General features: G+C 75.4%; 12 protein-coding genes and 1 pseudogene. 4 read left to right on the top strand and 9 right to left on the bottom strand.

Annotated elements, in window-relative coordinates; translation table 11 throughout:
* Nucleotides 1-2 precede the first annotated feature (2 nt).
* Nucleotides 3-2111 carry an acetate--CoA ligase family protein gene (locus ABZS51_RS30995; protein WP_355448335.1) on the top strand — a complete coding sequence of 703 codons (2109 nt, stop codon included), beginning with the start codon at nucleotides 3-5 and terminating at the stop codon, nucleotides 2109-2111.
* Nucleotides 2098-2847, top strand: a complete 750-nt coding sequence (locus ABZS51_RS30990) for a glucose 1-dehydrogenase (protein WP_355448332.1) — start codon at nucleotides 2098-2100, stop codon at nucleotides 2845-2847. The genes ABZS51_RS30995 and ABZS51_RS30990 overlap by 14 nt, the downstream gene beginning before the upstream one ends.
* Before the next feature lie 38 nt (nucleotides 2848-2885).
* On the opposite strand, the gene ABZS51_RS30985 is transcribed toward ABZS51_RS30990, so the two are convergent.
* Nucleotides 2886-3509, bottom strand: coding sequence for a PaaI family thioesterase (locus ABZS51_RS30985; RefSeq protein WP_355448329.1), 624 nt, complete (start codon nucleotides 3507-3509; stop codon nucleotides 2886-2888).
* 309 nt (nucleotides 3510-3818) lie between these two features.
* Here ABZS51_RS30985 and ABZS51_RS30980 point away from each other — a divergent pair, with 309 nt between their 5' ends.
* Complete coding sequence (locus ABZS51_RS30980) at nucleotides 3819-6656, top strand: CHAP domain-containing protein (RefSeq protein WP_355448326.1); 2838 nt, start codon at nucleotides 3819-3821, stop codon at nucleotides 6654-6656.
* A gap of 60 nt (nucleotides 6657-6716) precedes the next feature.
* On the opposite strand, the gene ABZS51_RS30975 is transcribed toward ABZS51_RS30980, so the two are convergent.
* The 5 genes from ABZS51_RS30975 to ABZS51_RS30955 are packed head-to-tail and all read right to left on the bottom strand — an operon-like array spanning nucleotide 6717 to nucleotide 11369.
* On the bottom strand, nucleotides 6717-7553 hold the full coding sequence (locus ABZS51_RS30975; protein ID WP_355448323.1) for a TIGR03619 family F420-dependent LLM class oxidoreductase: 837 nt from the start codon (nucleotides 7551-7553) through the stop codon (nucleotides 6717-6719).
* A gap of 8 nt (nucleotides 7554-7561) precedes the next feature.
* Complete coding sequence (locus ABZS51_RS30970) at nucleotides 7562-8551, bottom strand: acyl-CoA dehydrogenase family protein (protein WP_355448320.1); 990 nt, start codon at nucleotides 8549-8551, stop codon at nucleotides 7562-7564.
* Nucleotides 8548-9648: an acyl-CoA dehydrogenase family protein gene (locus tag ABZS51_RS30965; protein ID WP_355448317.1), complete on the bottom strand. Its 1101-nt coding sequence runs from the start codon at nucleotides 9646-9648 to the stop codon at nucleotides 8548-8550. The genes ABZS51_RS30970 and ABZS51_RS30965 overlap by 4 nt, the downstream gene beginning before the upstream one ends.
* A 24-nt stretch (nucleotides 9649-9672) precedes the next feature.
* Nucleotides 9673-10665 carry an alpha/beta hydrolase gene (locus ABZS51_RS30960; protein ID WP_355448314.1) on the bottom strand — a complete coding sequence of 331 codons (993 nt, stop codon included), beginning with the start codon at nucleotides 10663-10665 and terminating at the stop codon, nucleotides 9673-9675.
* A 41-nt stretch (nucleotides 10666-10706) separates the two neighbouring features.
* Nucleotides 10707-11369, bottom strand: coding sequence for a type 1 glutamine amidotransferase domain-containing protein (locus ABZS51_RS30955; protein ID WP_355448311.1), 663 nt, complete (start codon nucleotides 11367-11369; stop codon nucleotides 10707-10709).
* Nucleotides 11370-11440: 71 nt separating this feature from the next.
* On the opposite strand from ABZS51_RS30955, the gene ABZS51_RS30950 reads away from it, so the two are divergent.
* Nucleotides 11441-12304 carry a LysR family transcriptional regulator gene (locus tag ABZS51_RS30950; RefSeq protein ID WP_355448308.1) on the top strand — a complete coding sequence of 288 codons (864 nt, stop codon included), beginning with the start codon at nucleotides 11441-11443 and terminating at the stop codon, nucleotides 12302-12304.
* A 10-nt stretch (nucleotides 12305-12314) separates the two neighbouring features.
* Here the strand turns inward: ABZS51_RS30950 and ABZS51_RS30945 are convergent, their stop codons facing one another.
* The 3 genes and pseudogenes from ABZS51_RS30945 to ABZS51_RS30935 form a co-directional block, all read right to left on the bottom strand.
* Nucleotides 12315-13055 carry an ATP-binding cassette domain-containing protein gene (locus ABZS51_RS30945; RefSeq protein WP_355448305.1) on the bottom strand — a complete coding sequence of 247 codons (741 nt, stop codon included), beginning with the start codon at nucleotides 13053-13055 and terminating at the stop codon, nucleotides 12315-12317.
* Entirely contained in the window at nucleotides 13055-15724 is a 2670-nt protein-coding gene (locus ABZS51_RS30940) for an ATP-binding cassette domain-containing protein (RefSeq protein WP_355448303.1), read from the bottom strand. The genes ABZS51_RS30945 and ABZS51_RS30940 overlap by 1 nt, the downstream gene beginning before the upstream one ends.
* A pseudogene (locus tag ABZS51_RS30935) lies at nucleotides 15721-16836 on the bottom strand (ABC transporter substrate-binding protein); the annotation flags it as partial. The gene ABZS51_RS30940 and the pseudogene ABZS51_RS30935, both read right to left, overlap by 4 nt.
* Between the last annotated feature and the right edge of the window lie 93 nt (nucleotides 16837-16929).

Here is a 16929-nt window from a genome sequence, read left to right as displayed (position 1 = left end):
CGATGGCCGCCGTCGAGGACGTGCCCCAGCCGGTGCCCGAGCACGAGGCCAAGGCGCTGCTGCGGGAGGCCGGGGTGCCGGTGCCGCGCGGCGTCGTGATCACGACCGCCCCTGATGCCGAAGCGGTGGCGGGGCTGGCCGAACCCGTGGTGCTCAAGGCGTTCGGGCCGGGGCTCGTCCACAAGTCGGACGCCGGCGCGGTGCGGCTCGGCCTGCGGCTCCGCGAGGTGGAGGACGCGGCCCGGCGGATGCGCGAGGCGCTGTCGGCGCGCGGGATCACCCCGGCCGGGTTCCTCGTGGAGGAGCAGGCCGGGGCCGGGGTGGAGCTGATCGCCGGGCTGGTGCGCGATCCCGGGTTCGGGCCGGTGCTGCTGGCCGGGCTGGGCGGGATATGGGCCGAGGCGCTGCGGGACACCGCCCTGGGTCTGTGCCCGGTCTCCGAGGACGACGCCCGCCGCATGCTGGCGTCGCTGCGCGGCTCGGCGCTGCTGCACGGGTACCGGGGCCGGCCGGGGGTGGACGTCGGCGCGGTGGTCAAGCTGCTCATGACGCTGGGCGGGCCGGGAGGGCTGTGGGAGCGGCTGGAGCTGGGCGAGTTCGAGGCCAACCCGGTGATCGCGTCGCCGTCGGGCGTGGTGGCCGTGGACGCCCGTTACCTGCCCGCCGCCCGCTCAGCCGCCCCCTCGGCCGCCCCCTCAGCCGCCCCCTCAGCCGAAGGCGCGTGGAACGCCGGGGGGACGGACTTCCGGCCGCTGTTCGAGCCGCGCGCCGTGGCCGTGGTCGGCGCCTCCACCACCCGCCCGAACTTCGGCAACATGTTCCTCGACTTCTACCGGGCCGCGGGGATGCCCGTGGTCGCCGTCCATCCCGAGGCCGCCGAGGTGGCCGGGGTGCCCGCCGTGCCGTCGCTGGCGGAGGTCCGCGTGGACTACGCGCTCGTCGCGGTGCCCGCCGACAGATGCGCCGATGTCGTACGGCAGGCGTCCGGCGTGCCGTACACGCAGGTCATGAGCGGCGGGTTCGGCGAGGCGGGCCGGCCCGAGCTGGAGGCCGAGCTGGTGGCGGCGGCGCGCGCGGCCGGCACCCGGCTGCTCGGGCCCAACTGCATGGGCGTGTACTGCCCGCGCGGGCGGCAGACGTTCACCGGCGGCGGGCTCGGACCGCCCGGGAACGTCGCGCTGATCTCGCAGAGCGGCGGCCTCGCCGGAGAGGTGATCAAGGTCGGGGAGCGGCGCGGGCTGGCGTTCAGCCGCGTCGCCACGGTCGGCAACGCGGCCGACGTCACGCCCGCCGAGCTGCTGCGCTGGCTGTCGCACGACCCCGAGACGCGGGCCGTGGGCCTGTATCTGGAGGATCCGCGCGAGGGACGGGCCCTGTACGAGGCGCTGGCCGCGACCACGCTGCCCGTCGCGCTGCTGGTCGGCGGGCGCAGCCCCCAGGGGCGGCGGGCCGCGGCCTCCCACACCGGCGGGCTCGTCGGCGACGGGCGGATCTGGCGGGCGCTGGCCGAGCAGACCGGCGCCACGCTGGTGGGCAGCCAGGACGACCTGATCGGCGTGCTGTCGTTCTTCCAGGCGCACGGCACGCGGTCCGTGTCCGGCGACGGAGTGCTGGTGATCGGGCCGAGCGGCGGGGCGAGCGTCCTCGCGGCCGACGCCTTCGACCGGGCCGGGACACGGCTGGACCCGCTGCCCGGCGAGGTCCTCGCCGACCTGCGCGGGCTCGGCCTGGGAGCGGGCAGTACCCTGGCCAACCCGCTGGAGGTGCCCGTCGGGCCGCGCGCCCGGTCGGACCTGGTCCCGTCGGCCGTCGCCGCGATCCTGCGCCGCCGGCCGTACCGGGACGTCGTCGCGCACGTCAACGTGCAGAGCTTCTTCACGTACGGCACCGCGGCCGAGCCGCTGCTGGAGTACGCCCGCGCGCTCGGCCGGGCGCAGGACGAGCTGTCCGGCACCAGGTTCACCCTGGTCACGCGGAACGGCGAGTGCGCGCCCGCGGGCGTGGAGGACGAGGTGAGGGGGATCGCCGCGCGGGCCGGCGTCCCGGTGTACCGGTCCATGGAGGCGGCCGCGGTGGCGGTCGCGGCGGGAGGTCGTGGTGGGACTGCTTGACGGCAAGGTGGCGCTGATCACCGGCGGGGCGCGCGGCATGGGCGAGGCGCACGTGCGGCTGTTCCGGGAGGAGGGCGCCGAGGTGGTCTTCGGCGACGTGCTGGACGAGGAGGGCAAGGCGCTGGCGGAGGAGACGGGGTCGTCGTTCGTGCATCACGACGTGACGAGCCCGGAGGAGTGGGGCCGGGCCGTGGAGACCGCCGTCTCGCTGCACGGCAGGCTCAACATCCTGGTCAACAACGCCGGGATTCTGAAATTTCGGCGTATCGCGGACATGAAGCCGGACGAGTTCGACCGGGTGATCAGCGTGAACCTCAAGGGCACCTGGCTCGGCGTCAAGTCGGTCATCGAGCCGATGAAGGCCGCCGGGCGCGGCTCGATCGTGAACATCTCCTCGATCGAGGGCTTCGTCGGCGCCGAGGGGCTGTCGGCGTACGCGGCCTCGAAGTTCGCGGTGCGCGGCGTGACCAAGTCGGCGGCGCGGGAGCTGGCCCGCTTCAAGATCCGCGTCAACTCCGTCCACCCCGGGGCCATCAACACCTCCATGGCCATGAACCCCGACATGATGGGCGAGGTCGACGCCGACGCGTTCGTCAGGTCCATGGTGATCAAGCGGTTCGCCAAGCCGGTGGAGGTGTCCCACGTGGTCGCGTTCCTGGCCTCGGACCGGGCCAGCTACTGCACGGGCGGCGAGTTCACCGTGGACGGCGGCCTGACGACCGGCGCGGGGTACTGACGACCGGCGCCGGGCACTGACCGGGCGCCTGGCCGGCCTCAGGGGAGCCGGCGGCCGATCCAGGCGCTCGGGGTGATGAACAGGCCGGTCGCCTCCACCAGGACGGTGCCGTCGGGCAGCGCGATGCGCCCGTCGGCCCACGACTTGCGCCCCTCGCTCCGGCTGTGCTCGGCCGTGGCCACCAGCGGCCGGCCGTACGGGACGGTCGACCGGTAGCGGACGGTCAGCGTGCCGGTGAGGCCGCCCATCCCGGCGGCGGCGACCGCCTGACCGAGCAGATGGTCGAGGATCATCGCGCTGATGCCGCCGTGGACGGCCGAGGGCGGCCCCTCGTGCAGCGCCCGGAAGGCGATGTCGGCCCGTACGCCTCCCTCGGGGTCGCGCTCCACGACCAGGGGCAGCGCGTGCGGGTTGGCGGCGCCGGTGACGGCGTTGCCGAGGTGCCGTACGGTGCCGTCCGCGCCTATCTCCAGCGGCTGCGGGGTCTCCCGCGAGGCGGCCCGCAGGCGTGCGGTCAGGGCGGCCAGCTCGGCGGCGACGGCGGCGATCTCGTCCTCGCCCACCTCGGTGAGGGTCACGGCGTCCATGAAGTCCCTGGTCCCGCGGGCGAGGGCACAGAGGGCTTCGAGCCGGGCGTCCTGAGAGGCGACGTCGATCGTCATGGACCGCATCTTAGAACACGTTCTATCAAATCGGGATCTTCGGCGCTAGAGCTAGATCTTTTACCTATAAACGACACGTTCTTTGGACAAACCTGGCAAGCTCTTGACCAGCACCTTCCCACCGCCGAGCGCGCGACGCGCGCTTGACGCGTGCTTGACCTGCCTTTTTGTCACGGTAGCCTCCGACATCACGGATGACTACAGGCCTCCGGACAGTCACATGCGTCCCGGGATACCCCGAGTACCCCAGGCTGCGGTGATAAACCCGGTCTTGCCCGAAAGGTTTCTCTGCACTAGATGACGCCAGAGATGCGGAAGTTCATCGACCTCCTCGAGGGCCAGCTGGGCTACTCGGAGAGGGGCGGTGCCTACACCAAGTTCGGCGACTGGTACGGCAAGAACGTCGAGTTCGACGCCGACTACACCTCCGCGCCGTGGTGCGACATGATGCTCTCGTGGGCCGCGCACAAGCTCGGCTACGAGGACTGGATGGGCCAGTTCGCCTGGACCGTCAGTCACGCCAAGTGGTTCCGCAAGCACGACGCATGGGGGCACAAGCCCCAGCCGGGAGCCTTCGTCTTCTACGACTGGAGCGGCTCCCGGAGCATCGACAAGATCGACCATGTGGGCATCGTCACCCGCGTCGAGGGCGACACGATCTACACGATCGAGGGCAACATCGACGGCGGCGTCGCCAAGCGCAAGGAACGTGACACGAGCAAGGTGGTCGGCTACGGCTACCCGTGGCGGATCAAGGAGCGCCTGGACAAGAAGGCCCGTGAGGAGGCGTTCCGGCGGGACTCGGTCGAGCCCATCGTCCCCCCCGGCAGCGACCCCACGCAGCTCCAGGCGCCGGACAGCACGCTCGGGGCGTTGATCCCGTACTCCGAGGTCAACATCGTGGCTCCCCCGCTGGCCGCCCGCGCCAAGCCCACCGCGAAGCCCACCAACGGGGCCCAGCAGGCCGCGGCCCCCACCCCGGCGCCCACCGCCCAGGCACAGGCCAAGCCCCAGGCCGTCGCCCCCACCACCGGGTCCACCGCTAACGCCGACAAGGCCGCCAAGAAGGGCAAGCACGCCAAGCCCGTCACGGCCGGCACCAAGGCGGTCACCAGCGAGCCCCTGTCGCCGCCGCCCGTGGACGCCGCCGCTCCGCACCCGTCCCCGGCGCTGGAGTCGCCGGCGCTGGTGGGCTCCGCGCTGGTCGCCGCCCTCGCGCTGCTGGCGGTGGCCAAGACGCGGCACCTGCGCGCCCGGCCCGCCCTCGCCACCCCGGCCCCGGTCCCGGCCTCCCCGGCCCGCCGCCGCCACCGCCGTACCCGCCGCCCGGCCACCGCCCCCGCCGCCGCCGCGACCCTGATGACGCGCTCCACGGCGACGGCCGCCTCGACCCTCGCCACCGCCACGGCCCGCGCCACGGCCGGAGCGGCCCTCGCCGCCGGCGCCACAGCGACGGCCGGCGCCACCCTGGTCGCCGGAACCCCGGCCCACGCCCGGCCGGCCCTGGCGAGCGGTGCCACGGGCGGGCACCGCTCCGGCCGCAGGTCCACGGCGACGGCCGCCGACGCCCTCCTGGACACGGTGGAGCCGGTCGCCGCACCGCGCTCGGCCGCGCTCACCTCCTCGGCCCCTCCCTCGGCGCCGGCCACGCCGGGCACCGGCTCCCCCTCGGCCGCGGACTTCTTCCCGACGGACCCCGCCGCCACGGGCCCCCTCCCGCTCCACCCGGACATCCTCGCCGAGCTGTTCCCGGACCGGCACCCGGATCGGGGCGCCGCCGGCCCGCTGGAGCCCACGGCCATCCACCAGAGCGCCCCGCTGGAGGCGCTCGGCGCCCGCCGTATCGTCCCGGTCGACGCCACGACGGAGCGCCGCCACCGCCGCCCCACCCCCCTCACGTCCGACGCCGACGGCCGCCTGACCCCCATGGACCCGGCGCGCCTGGACCGGTTCGCACCGCTGAACCCGGCCGCCGTACGGCAGAGGGTCCCGTTGGAGACGGTCGCGGCCCGGCTGGCGCTGCCGTTCGGCACCTTCACGATCCCGGAGGCGACGAGCGCGTTCGACGCGTTCGGCCCGCGACCGATGGCGGCCGCCGGCGCGCGCTCGTCCACCCACACGTCCGAACCGGTCCGGCGCCACGATCCCCAGCCGGTGGCGTACACGCCGCACCAGGCGGAGGGGTCGGGCCGGGCAGAGGGGTCGCGCCGGGCGGAGGGGTCGCGCCGGGCGGAGGGGTCGCGCCGGGCGGAGGGCCCGGCGTCGCGGTACGCGCCTACGGAGCCGTGGCCTGCCGTCGAGGCGCTGCCCCAGGAGGTCGCGCACCTGGTGCGGGACGCCCGGAGCCTGCTGCGGGACGCCCAGGGCCTGCCGCCCCGCGAGCAGGAGCCGTGGGACGCCTTCGGCCGCCGGTCCTCCGCCACCCCGCACGCCGGGAACGCCCCGCACGGGAACGCCCCGCACGGGAACGCCCCGCACGCCGCGCACGGGGACGCCCCGCACGCCGCGTACGCCGATCAGGGACGGTTCTCGCGGCAGGACGGCTCCTCCGGCGGCTACCGGGGGCGCCGGCGCCGGAGCGGGCACCCGGTCGAGGAGCCCGTCGCGTTCTCGCCCGACGCGGCCCCGCGCGGTCGCCGGCACCGTGGTACGGCCCAGCACCGCCCCGAGCAGCCGCACCACATGGACGCCCGCCGGATCGACCCCTACTGGGCCCAGCCCACGTCCCACCGAGGCGACGGGCACGGAGCCGACGCCCATCGGGCCGGCGGGCACGGTGCCGACGCGCAGCGGGCCGGCGGGCACGGTGCCGACGCGCAGCGGGCCGGCGGGCGCTGGGACGTCCGCCAGCTGGAGCCCCGCTGGTCCGACCAGTTCCCCCAGGACACGCCGCTCCGGGGCCGTCGCCACCGCTCCCCCGTCCACACCGCCGCGGACGGCTCCCCCGAACCGCGCCGCGCCCCGGCCCTGGCCGCCCCCGCCCACGCCACCCCGGCGACCACCGGCCCCGCGCAACCCGCCGCGTCCCCCGCCACGCCGAGGACGCCGGCCATGTCCACGCCCGTCTCCCCTACCCCGGAACGGTCCTCCACGGGGACCCGCGAGGGCCGCCGCACCGGAGCCCGGAGGGGCCGCCACCGCGCCTGACCCGGCTGACGTGACAACGAGACGCACACCGTCAGCCGGACCAGGACCAGGACCCGGCGCTCACCCCACCCTCGTCTCCCGGGCGCCGGGCGTCACCCCGTACCGGGACGCGAACGACTCCAGGCTCGACACCGCGTCCCTGCTCCGGGTCCACGGGCGGACGATGAGCCGGTCCACCCCCAGCGCGGCCCAGGACGGCACCTCGTCCGGCGATCCCAGCTCGTACGCGTGGACCGTGACCGATCTCGTCCCGCCGAGCGCGGCGAGGCGGTCGAGCTGCGGCCGGATCGACTCCAGCGTGTGCGGCATGCTGATCCACCCGTCGCACAGCCGCGCGGCCCGGCGCAGCGCGGCGGGCGACTCGCCGCCGCACAGGATCGGCAGCCGGTGCTGTACGGGCTTCGGCTCGAACGCCACCTCGGGAAAGCTGTAGAACCTCCCGGAGTGCGCCACCACGGGCTCGCTCCAGAGCCGCCGCGTCACCTCGACCGCCTCGTCCAGCCGGGCGCCCCGGTCCACGAACGGCACCCCGGCCGCGTCCCATTCGCCCTGGTACCACCCTGCCCCGACCCCGCAGATCGCCCGGCCCGAGGACACCACGTCGAGCGTGGCGAAGGCGCGCGCCGACACGAACGGGTGCCGCAGCGCGAGCAGGTGCACGGCCGTGCCGAGGCGGACGCGGGTGGTGAGCGCGGCCAGCCAGCACAGGTACGCCGGGGCGTCGAACAGCGGCGTGGACGGCTTGATGCCCGGCTCCGTGGTGCCCGGGTACGCGGCCGACGACAGGTCGGTGGTGAACACCAGGTGCTCGGGCAGCCACACCGACTCGAACCCGAGCCGATCGGCCGCCACCGCGACGTCCTTCCACGCGGCCGGGTGCACGAGGCCCAGGGGCACGCCGTACTTCACGGGTACCGCCGGGTGACGCCACCGGTCAGGCTCTCGCGGATCCTGGCCCGATGCTCGGCCGTGCCACCGTACGCGGCCGACAGCGACCAGGCGCGGGCCAGCCAGAACCGCAGGTCCAGCTCCTCGGTGTACCCGATGGCGCCGTGCGTCTGGAGGGCGGCGCGGGCGGCGAGGTCGGCGGCCTCACCGGCGGCGGCCTTGGCGGCGCTCACGTCCCGCTCCACATCTCCTCCGGGCTGAGCGTCCACCGACAGGGCGGCCCGGTGGACGAGCGGCGCGGCGAACGCGATCCCGACCGCCACGTCGGCGAGCCGGTGCTTGACCGCCTGGAACGACCCGATGGGCGCGCCGAACTGCCGCCGCGCCCCCGCGTAGGCGACGGAGACGTCCAGCAGCCGCCGGGCGACCCCGATGAGCTGGGCGGCGGTCGCCACGGTGGCCGCCCGCAGCGCCGGCGCGAACGGCCGTTCCACCGGCGTGGACTCCGTGAACGACACCTCGGACAGGCGGCGGCACGGGTCGGGGCCCGGCACCGGCCACAGCCGCGCCGACTCCCGCGCCACCAGTCTCGGCACGACGGCACCGGTCCCCGCGCCGGGCGAGGTCCCGGGGACCACGATGAGGTCGGCGAGGTCCGCGTCCGGCGCGCCGACGCCGCCGGGCGGCACGACGCTCACGCGCACCGCCCCGGAGGCGAGCTTGGGCACCCCGGGCAGCAGGTACGGCGCCACGACGGCCGTCTCGACGACGGGCCCCGGCAGGCAGGCCCGGCCGGTCTCCTCCAGCGCGGGCAGCGCGTCCACGAGGCGCAGCCCCAGCCCGTCGGCCTCGGGCGGGACGAGCAGCCCGAAGAAGCCCACGGCGGCGAGCCGGTCCCAGGCGGGCAGGCGTTCGGTGCGCAGCGCGGAGGCGGGACAGTGCTCGGCCAGGACGTCCCGGACGGTCTCGGCCAGGGCGAGCTGGTCGGGGGTGAAGGCGAAGTTCATCGGGGCAGCCCCAGGACGCGCTCGGCGATGATCGTGCGCTGGATCTCGTTGGTGCCCGCGTAGATGGGCCCCGCCAGCGCGAACAGGAACCCGTCCAGCCACGGCGTCCGCCCCGCCCCCTCCCCCAGCAGCTCCATGGCCAGGCCGTGCATCCGCAGGTCCAGCTCGGACCAGAAGACCTTGCCCATGCTGGACGCGGAGCCGATCTCCTCCCCGGCCATGATCCGGCGCGCGGTCTGGAAGGTGTGCAGCCGGTACGCCTCGGCGTCGGTCCAGCACCGGGCGGCCCGGTCGGCGAGCGCCGGGTCGGCGTCGCGGGCCAGCTCCACGAGCCGGTCGGCGGTGGCCAGGAACCGGCCGGGGCTGCGCAGGGCGAGGCCGCGCTCGGAGGAGGTGGTGGCCATGGCGATGCGCCAGCCCTCACCGGGCTGTCCGATCACCATCGAGTCGGGCACGTACACGCCGTCGAAGTACAGCTCCGCGAACCCCGGCAGCCCGTCGAGCTGCGCGACGGGCCGCACCGTGACGTCGTCCAGCGGGAACATGACGTAGGTCAGCCCCTTGTGCCGCGCCCCGGAGCTGCGGAACAGGCCGAACCCGTGGGAGGCGTGGGCGGCCCGGGAGCTCCACGTCTTCTGCCCGTACAGCCGCCAGCCGCCGTCTGCCCGCTCGGCCCGGGAGGTGAGCGCGGCCAGGTCGCTGCCGGCCTCGGGCTCGGACCACGCCTGCGCCCACACCTGGTCGGCGCGGGCCATGCCGGGCAGCCAGGCGCGCCGCTGCTCCTCGGTGCCGTACGTCATCAGGGTGGGGGCGAGCAGGAAGATCCCGTTCTGGCTGACCCTGCCGGGCGCGCCGGCGGCCCAGTACTCCTCCTCGAAGATCAGCCATTCGATGAGCGAGGCGCCTCGCCCGCCGTACCGCTCGGGCCAGGAGACGGCGGACAGGCGGGCGGCGGCGAGCAGCGCCTCCCAGGCGCGGTGCGCCTCGAAGCCCTCGGGGGTGTCCATCGACGGCAGCGGGCCGGGCACGTGCGCGGCCAGCCAGTCGCGGACCTCGGCGCGGAAGTCCTGCTCGGCCCGGGAGAAGTCGAGATCCACGACACCAACCTAGCGCACGCTTGGTCAACTGGCCAGGCCGGGCGGGCGGCGGAAGGCCCGCCCGAGGGCCGCCAGCCGCGCCGCCGCGACCGCGCGTCCCAGCTCGGTGTCCGGCAGCAGCACGTCGAACCCGTGGAAGGCGCCCGGGTACAGGTGGAACTCCGTCGAGACGCCCGCCTCGGCGAGTCGCCGCGCGTAGTCGAGCGCCTCGTCCCGGAAGATCTCCAACTCGGTCACGTCGACGAAGGCCGGAGGCAGCCCGGACAGGTCCGTCGCCCTCGCGGGCGCCGCGTACGGGGAGACGTCGCCGCCACCCGTGCGGTCGCCGAGCAGGGCCCGCCAGCCGAAGGCGTTGGCCGCCCCGTTCCACAGCAGCGCGTCGGCCAGGCGGCGGCTGGACGCGGTGACGCCGCGGTCGTCGAGCATCGGACAGGCCAGGAGCTGGAACGCCAGGGCCGGTCCGCCCCGGTCACGGGCGAGCAGGGCGGTGGCCGCGGCCAGGCCGCCGCCCGCGCTCATGCCCGCCACGGCCAGCCGGGCCGGGTCCGCGCCCAGCGCCGCGGCGTTCGCGGCCGTCCACACGAGACCCGCGTAGCAGTCCTCGACGGGCGCGGGGTGCGGGTGCTCGGGCGCGAGCCGGTAGTCGGCGGAGACGACGACGCAGCCGAGCCGTTCGGCGTACCCGGCGAGCAGGCCGTCGTCCATCTCCGGCCGGCCGAGGACCATGCCGCCGCCGTGGATCCAGTACAGGCAGGGCCGCCCGGCCGGGCCGGCGGGCTCGCCGACCGGCAGGTAGAGCCGCAGGCGGACGTCCGGCGCCCCCTCCGGGCCGGGCACCCGCCGGTCCTCGACCGTCACCCCGGGGCCCGGCGGCGGCGCGAGGGCCAGCAGGGCGTCGATCTCGGCCCGCTGCCGCGCGACGGCCTCCGGGGTGAGCGTCGCCGCTTCGAGCAGGGTCAGCGGCGCCCGCTCCAGGGCCGCGCGGAGCTCCGGGTCGAGGTTGGGGTGCAGTGTCATGACCCGTCTCTTTCCGCGGACGGGCCGCCCTACCTCCGGTGCTACCGCTGACCGAGCAGCTCGACGACGCGCTCGGCGAGGGGCCCGGCGCTGGCGGGGTTCTGGCCGGTGGCGAGGCGGCCGTCGACGACCACCTGGGCCTGCCAGTCCGGCGCGCCCTCGTGCCGGGCGCCCCGCTCCTCCAGCGCGTCGGCCAGCAGGAACGGCACGACGCCGTCCACGCCGGCGGCCTTCTCCTCGCTGTTGGTGAACCCGGCGACCCTCTTGCCGTCCACCAGGTACGACCCGTCGGAGAGCGCGAGGTTCACCAGGGCGGACGGGCCGTGGCAGACGGCGGCCACCACGCCGCCGTGCTCGTAGACCTCCCGGCCGACGCGGGCGACGTCGGGGTCGTTCGGGAAGTCCCACATGGTGCCGTGTCCGCCGGCGTAGAGCACGGCGTCGTACGCGGAGCCGTCCACGTCGGCCAGCCTGGCCGTGTCGCGGGCCGCCTCCGTGGCGAGGAACGCGTTCTGGACCTCGTCGGACGGGTCGTGGCCGTCCTGGGGCGGCTCGCCGCCGCGCACGCTGGCCACGTCCACCTCGAACCCGGCCGTGCGGAACACCTCCCACGGGTGGGCCGCCTCGGAGACGTAGTAGCCGGTCCTGCGCACGCCGCCGAGGTCGTCATGGCTGGTCAGTGCGATGAGAATGCGCTTGGTCATGCCTCCAGGATGTCCCTCCCGGCCATCAGCCACAAATAGCGCAAGGCACGCCTAGCCATCAGAATACTGATATGTCGGTATCACTGGATCTGCTCAGGACGTTCCTCGCGGTGCACCGCACGGGGTCGATCACGGCGGCGGCGCAGACGCTCGGGCTGTCGCAGCCCGCGGTCACCGCGCAGGTCAGGAGCCTGGAGGCGGCGCTGGACCGGCCGCTGTTCGACCGGCTGCCCCGCGGCGTGGCGCCCACGGCCGCCGCGGACGAGCTGGCCCGCCGGGTGGCCCCGTCCCTGGACACGCTGGACGCCGTGGTGGGGTCGCGGCTGCCGGCCGAGCGGGCGGTGCATCTGGGCGGGCCGGCGGAGTTCCTGTCGGAGCAGGTGGTGCCGATGCTGGCGCCGCTGGTGCGCGACGGGCTCCGGGTGCGCTTCACGCTGGGCCTGGCCGACGACCTGCTCGCCGGGCTCGCCGCCGGGCGGCTCGATCTGGTGATCTCCACGATCCGGCCGCGCCATCGGGGCATCCAGGCCGAGCCGGTGTACGACGAGGAGTTCGTGCTGGTGGCGGCCCCGTCCGTGGCGGGTGAGTGGCCGGCGGGGCTGCCGCTGATCGCGTACGCGGAGGACCTGCCGATCGTGCGGCGCTACTGGCGCACGGTCTTCGGCCGCCGCCCGTCGATGGCCGCGCAGGTGGTGATCCCCGACCTGCGCGCCGTCGTGGCGGCGGTGCTGGCCGGGATGGGCTGGTCGGTACTGCCCTCGTACCTGTGCCGCGCGCACCTGGCATCGGGCGCGCTGGTGACGCTGGCCGAGCCGGAGGTGCCGCCGATCAACACCGGCTATCTCGCGGTCCGCTCCGGCGGCCTGTCCGCCGAGCCGGTCGCCCGCGTCCACGCCCACCTGCTGGAGACGATCCGCGCGTCCCCGCCGTTCTGAGATACGTGGCTCACCCCAGGTACGCCGCCCGCACCACCGGGTCGTCGCGGACCTCCGCCGGGGCGCCCGCGGCGATGACCCGGCCGAGGTCCAGCACCACCAGCCGGTCGCAGACGTCCATGACGAAGCCCATGTCGTGCTCGACCAGCAGCACCGTCGTGTCCAGCGACCCGACGACCGCGCGCAGCCGGGCCGTCTGCTCCGCGTCGAGGCCGGAGGTGGGCTCGTCGAGCAGCAGCAGCCTCGGGCGGTCGGCCAGGGCGCGGGCCAGCTCCACCAGCCGCCGCTGCCCCACCGGCAGCGCCGCCGCGTACGCGTCGCGCAGCGCCGTGAGGCCGCACAGCTCCAGCACCTCGTCCACGCGCCGCCCGCGCTCGCGCTCCAGCCGCCCGCGCGCGGGCCGGCCGACCAGGTCGGCGGCCAGGCCGCCGCCCCCGCCGTGCCAGTCGAGTGCCGCCAGCACGTTGCCGGCCACGGTGAGCCGCCCGAACACCTGGGTGCGCTGGAACGTGCGCCGCAGCCCGCGCCGGGCCCGCCGGACCGCGGACACCCGGGTCAGGTCCTCCCCCGCCACGCTCACCCGGCCCGCGCTCGGCCGGCGCAGTCCCGACACCACGTCGAACAGCGTCGTCTTGCCCGCGCCGTTCGGCCCGATGACCCCGCACACCTGCCCCTCGGGCACCTCGAACGAGACCCCGTCCAGCGCCCTGACCCCGCCGAAGGACACGGACACGTCCATCACCCGCAGCATCAGGACACCCCCAGGTAGGCGGCGGTCAGGCGGTCGGCGTCCACCTCGGAGCGCGGCCCCGTCCAGGTGATCCGGCCGAGCCGCATGAACGCCACCCGGTCGGCCACGGCCAGCGCCTCGGTCGCCTTCTCCTCCACCAGCAGCAGCGCCACCCCGCGCTCCCGCAACTCGGCGAACACCTCGAACACCTGCCGGACGACGAGCGGCGCGAGCCCGAGCGACGGCTCGTCGGCGACGAGCACGCGCGGCGGCCTGACGAGGGCCGGCGCCAGGGTGAGGAGCTGCTGCTCGCCGCCGGACAGCGCCCCCGCGAGGACGGTACGGCGGGCGGCGAGCTGCGGCATCCGCTCGTAGGCGGGCGCGGGGTCGTCGAGCCAGGTACGCAGGTTCTCCTCCACGGTGAGGCCGGGGAAGACGCCCCGGCCCTCGGGCGCCAGCAGCACCCCGGCGCGGGCCCTGCGGTGCGCGGGCCAGAGCGTGACGTCCATGCCGTCGAGCAGCACCCGGCCGGCGGCCACGGGCAGGTCCCCGGCGGCCACGGCGCAGGCGGTGGACTTGCCGGCGCCGTTCGCGCCGAGCAGCGCGACGACCTCGCCGGGCCGTACGGACAGCTCGACGCCGCGCAGCACCGTGCAGTCCGCGTATCCGGCCACCACGCCCTCCAGCCGGAACAACGCCGGCGCGCCGTCCGCGACCTGATCGGCGGGCTCGCGGACCGCCCCCACGACGGGCTCGCGCCGGTCCGGGTCCCGGCTCTCCGGGTCCCGGCTCTGCGGGTCCCGGCTCTGCGGGTCCCGGCTGCGCCTGCGGCGGGACCGGGACTCGGCGAGCTGCGCCAGCACCCCGTCCGGGTGCTGGGCCAGGATCACGCCGCCCGCGCCGAACAGGACGGCTCCCACGTGCGCCGACACGCCCCAGGCGGCGAGCAGCTCGGGCACGGCGGCGGCGACCAGCCCGCCCAGCACGGCCCCGCCCACGCGCCGCACCCCCTGGAGCACCACCACGGCCAGCCACACGAACCCGGAGAAGGCCGGCAGGTCGGTCGCCGTGATCGACTCCTTGGACACGGCGAACAGCACGCCGCCCAGCCCCGCGACGCCCGACGCCAGCACGAACAGCGTGATCTTGGCGCGGGGCGCGGACAGGCCCGAGGTGACGGCCGCCGCCGGGGCGGAGCGGACCGCGAGGACGGCCCGCCCGGAGGCCGACCGTTCGAGGTTGCGCACCAGCAGCCCGGCGAGCCCGACGAGCGCGAGCAGCAGCGCCACCCGCACCCGCGGGTCCGAGGTGTCGGCGAACCCGAGCCCGAGCGCGGGCAGCGGCCAGCCGATCGTGCCGTTGCTGAACGCGTCCACCTGGAACAGCACCTGGTCGGCGAGCAACGCCAGGGCCAGCGTGGCCAGCGTCAGCACCCGGCCGCCGAGCCGCAGCGCGGGCAGGGCCACCAGCAGGCCGGCCGCGCAGGCGGCCAGCACCCCGAGCACGATCGCCACGAAGAACGGCAGCCCCGACGCGTACGCCCAGCCGCAGGTCAGGGCGGCCATCGCGGCGAAGGACGCCTGGGCCAGGTTGACCATGCCGCCGATCCCGGTGACCACCACGAACGAGCAGAAGATCAGCGCCAGCACCAGCCCGTTGGCCGCGACGCCCACGTAGTACTCGGGCCCGGCCACGGTGAAGGCCAGCAGCGCCACGAGCGCCAGCGCCCACGGCAGGCGCCGCCGCCACGGCGGCACCCCGGTCAGATGGTCCGGCGCGTCCTCGGCCGAGCTGCCCGCCACCCGCTCCCGCGAGCGGTTCAGCAGCACGAGCCCGGCGAACAGCAGGATGACGGGCACCGCGGTCCGCAGCCCGGTGATCTCCTCCAGGAAGTCGGTGTACCCGGCGACCAGGTTCTGCACGACGCCCAGCCCGAGCCCGGCGGCGAACGTCCACGGCACCGACCGCAGCCGCCCGAACACCGCCGCCGTCGCCGAGGCGAACAGCAGGACCGTGTACGCGGTGGCGTCGAGGCCGATGACCGGCACGGCCAGCACCCCGGCGAGCCCCGCGAGGCCGGAGCCGAGCATCCACGCCAGGGCGGAGGTGGCGTCCACGTCCACGCCGCGCAGCGTGGCGAGCCGCCGCCGGTCCACGGAGGCGCGCATGCGCAGGCCGTACGGAGTGTGGCGCAGGAACGCCCACAGGCCCGCGGCGGTGACGGCCGAGAGCGCGAAGGTGATGAGCTGGTCGGTGTCGAGGCGGACGCCGAGCACATCGAGGGTGACGGCCGGGTGCGGGCCGACGCCGCGCGGCAGCGCGGCGGCGTCGGCCGGCGGCAGCCCGAGCAGGTCCACGGCGAGCAGCCCGAGGGCGGGCAGCGCGATCGTCAGCCCGATGGTGCCGACGATCTGCGCGGTCTCCCCGGCGCGGGCCAGCCCGCGGAACATGGCCCGGTGCAGCGCGTAGCCGAGCGCGGGCGCGAAGACGCCGACGGCCAGCAGCCCCGACAGCCACGCGGGCAGCCCGGCGCGGTCGCACTGGTAGAACAGCAGGGCGGTCACGAAGCCGACGGCGCCGTGGGCGAAGTTGAACACGCCGGTGGCCGCGTACGACAGGGTGAGCCCCGCCCCCATGACGGCGAAGACGGCGCCGGTTACGAGCCCGCTGAGGATGTAGCCGGCGATCATTTCAGCGGCACGTTGTCGAAGCACTTCAGGCTCTTGGCGACCTTGAAGGCGCCGCCCTCCAGCCTGACCAGGGCCCCGCAGCCGTTGGGCTCGGTGTGGTCCGCGGGGAAGCGGACGCGGCCGAAGCCGGCGTTCTCGTAGGTGTAGTCGCCGTTGGCGGTGGCCAGGAACTTCTGGCGGGTGAGGTCCTTGCCGGTCTTGGTGAGCATGTCGAGGAAGATGTCGGCCGCCCAGTAGCCGATCGCCAGGTGCTGGGTGAGCGTCGTGCCGGCCGCGACCTTCTCGACGTCGGCCCTCAACGTGGCGATCTCGGGGGCGGCCGACTCGAACGGCTCGAACATCGGCGCCGCGACGACGCCCTCCAGGGCCTGCGCGCCGGCCGGGTCCTTGAGCACGGCGGCGTCGTAGCTGGTCGCGTCGGTGATCACGCCCCGGTAGCCGGCCCGCTTGAGCGCGGAGTAGAGGCCGACGTTGAACTTGGTGCCGGCGATGACCGACACCACGACGTCGGGCGCCTTGCCGCCGTCCGAGGTCATGATCTTGTTGACGTACGGGAGCCAGTCGGGGGGCGGCGCGGCGGCGGGCAGGCCGGAGTTCAGGCCGGCGAGCTCGAACCCGGCCGCGGTGAACGACTGGGAGATCGTCGTCCCGCCGTACTTGCTGCCGCTGGAGTCGGTGGTCTGGACGTAGACGCTCCTGCCCTGGGCGCCGCCGAGCAGGTCGGCCAGCTGCCGGCCCCACCAGGTCTGCGAGCCGGCCCCCTTCTTGGGCGCGAGGCAGCCGTTGTAGCCGAACCCGGTGGTGGTGCCGCACCACTGCGGGCCGGTCGCCCAGCCGAACCACGGCACGCCCTGCTGCTCCAGGAACGCCGCGCCGCCGAAGTTGGGCGCGTGCACGGGCACCAGGGCGAACACCTCGTCGCGCTGCACGAGCTTCCTGGCCGCCGCGTCGCCTTTCGCGGCGTCCTGGCCGTCGTCCTCCGCGCCGACGAACTCGATCTTCCGCCCGTGGACGCCGCCCTCGGCGTTGGCCCGCGCGAACCTGGCCCTGGCGCCGATCTCGGCGTCCTTGGTGGAGTAGCCGCTGGCACTGGTCTTGGTCAGCACGCCGCCGACCTTGACGGTGGTGGCGTCCTTAGGACTCGGCCCGTTCGGCCACTAAATCTTCACGGCCTTCAACGACGCCGTGCTGCACGGACGGCCGTA

Origin of the sequence: Nonomuraea sp. NPDC005501 (genome assembly GCF_040605905.1) — a bacterium.
In the GTDB taxonomy this organism is placed as follows: domain Bacteria; phylum Actinomycetota; class Actinomycetes; order Streptosporangiales; family Streptosporangiaceae; genus Nonomuraea.
The sequence above is the reverse complement of the archived record's forward strand: the minus strand, read 5'-3'. Positions and strand labels throughout refer to the sequence as shown.

Bases quoted from the DNA above. Each gene is read 5' to 3' on its own strand.
- ABZS51_RS30995 (WP_355448335.1), top strand. From the start codon at position 3: ATGGCCGCCGTCGAGGACGTGCCCCAGCCGGTGCCCGAGCACGAGGCC.
- ABZS51_RS30985 (WP_355448329.1), bottom strand. From the start codon at position 3,509: ATGACGATCGACGTCGCCTCTCAGGACGCCCGGCTCGAAGCCCTCTGT.
- ABZS51_RS30980 (WP_355448326.1), top strand. From the start codon at position 3,819: ATGCGGAAGTTCATCGACCTCCTCGAGGGCCAGCTGGGCTACTCGGAG.
- ABZS51_RS30970 (WP_355448320.1), bottom strand. From the start codon at position 8,551: ATGAACTTCGCCTTCACCCCCGACCAGCTCGCCCTGGCCGAGACCGTC.
- ABZS51_RS30960 (WP_355448314.1), bottom strand. From the start codon at position 10,665: ATGACACTGCACCCCAACCTCGACCCGGAGCTCCGCGCGGCCCTGGAG.
- ABZS51_RS30955 (WP_355448311.1), bottom strand. From the start codon at position 11,369: ATGACCAAGCGCATTCTCATCGCACTGACCAGCCATGACGACCTCGGC.
- ABZS51_RS30950 (WP_355448308.1), top strand. From the start codon at position 11,441: ATGTCGGTATCACTGGATCTGCTCAGGACGTTCCTCGCGGTGCACCGC.
- ABZS51_RS30945 (WP_355448305.1), bottom strand. From the start codon at position 13,055: ATGCTGCGGGTGATGGACGTGTCCGTGTCCTTCGGCGGGGTCAGGGCG.
- ABZS51_RS30940 (WP_355448303.1), bottom strand. From the start codon at position 15,724: ATGATCGCCGGCTACATCCTCAGCGGGCTCGTAACCGGCGCCGTCTTC.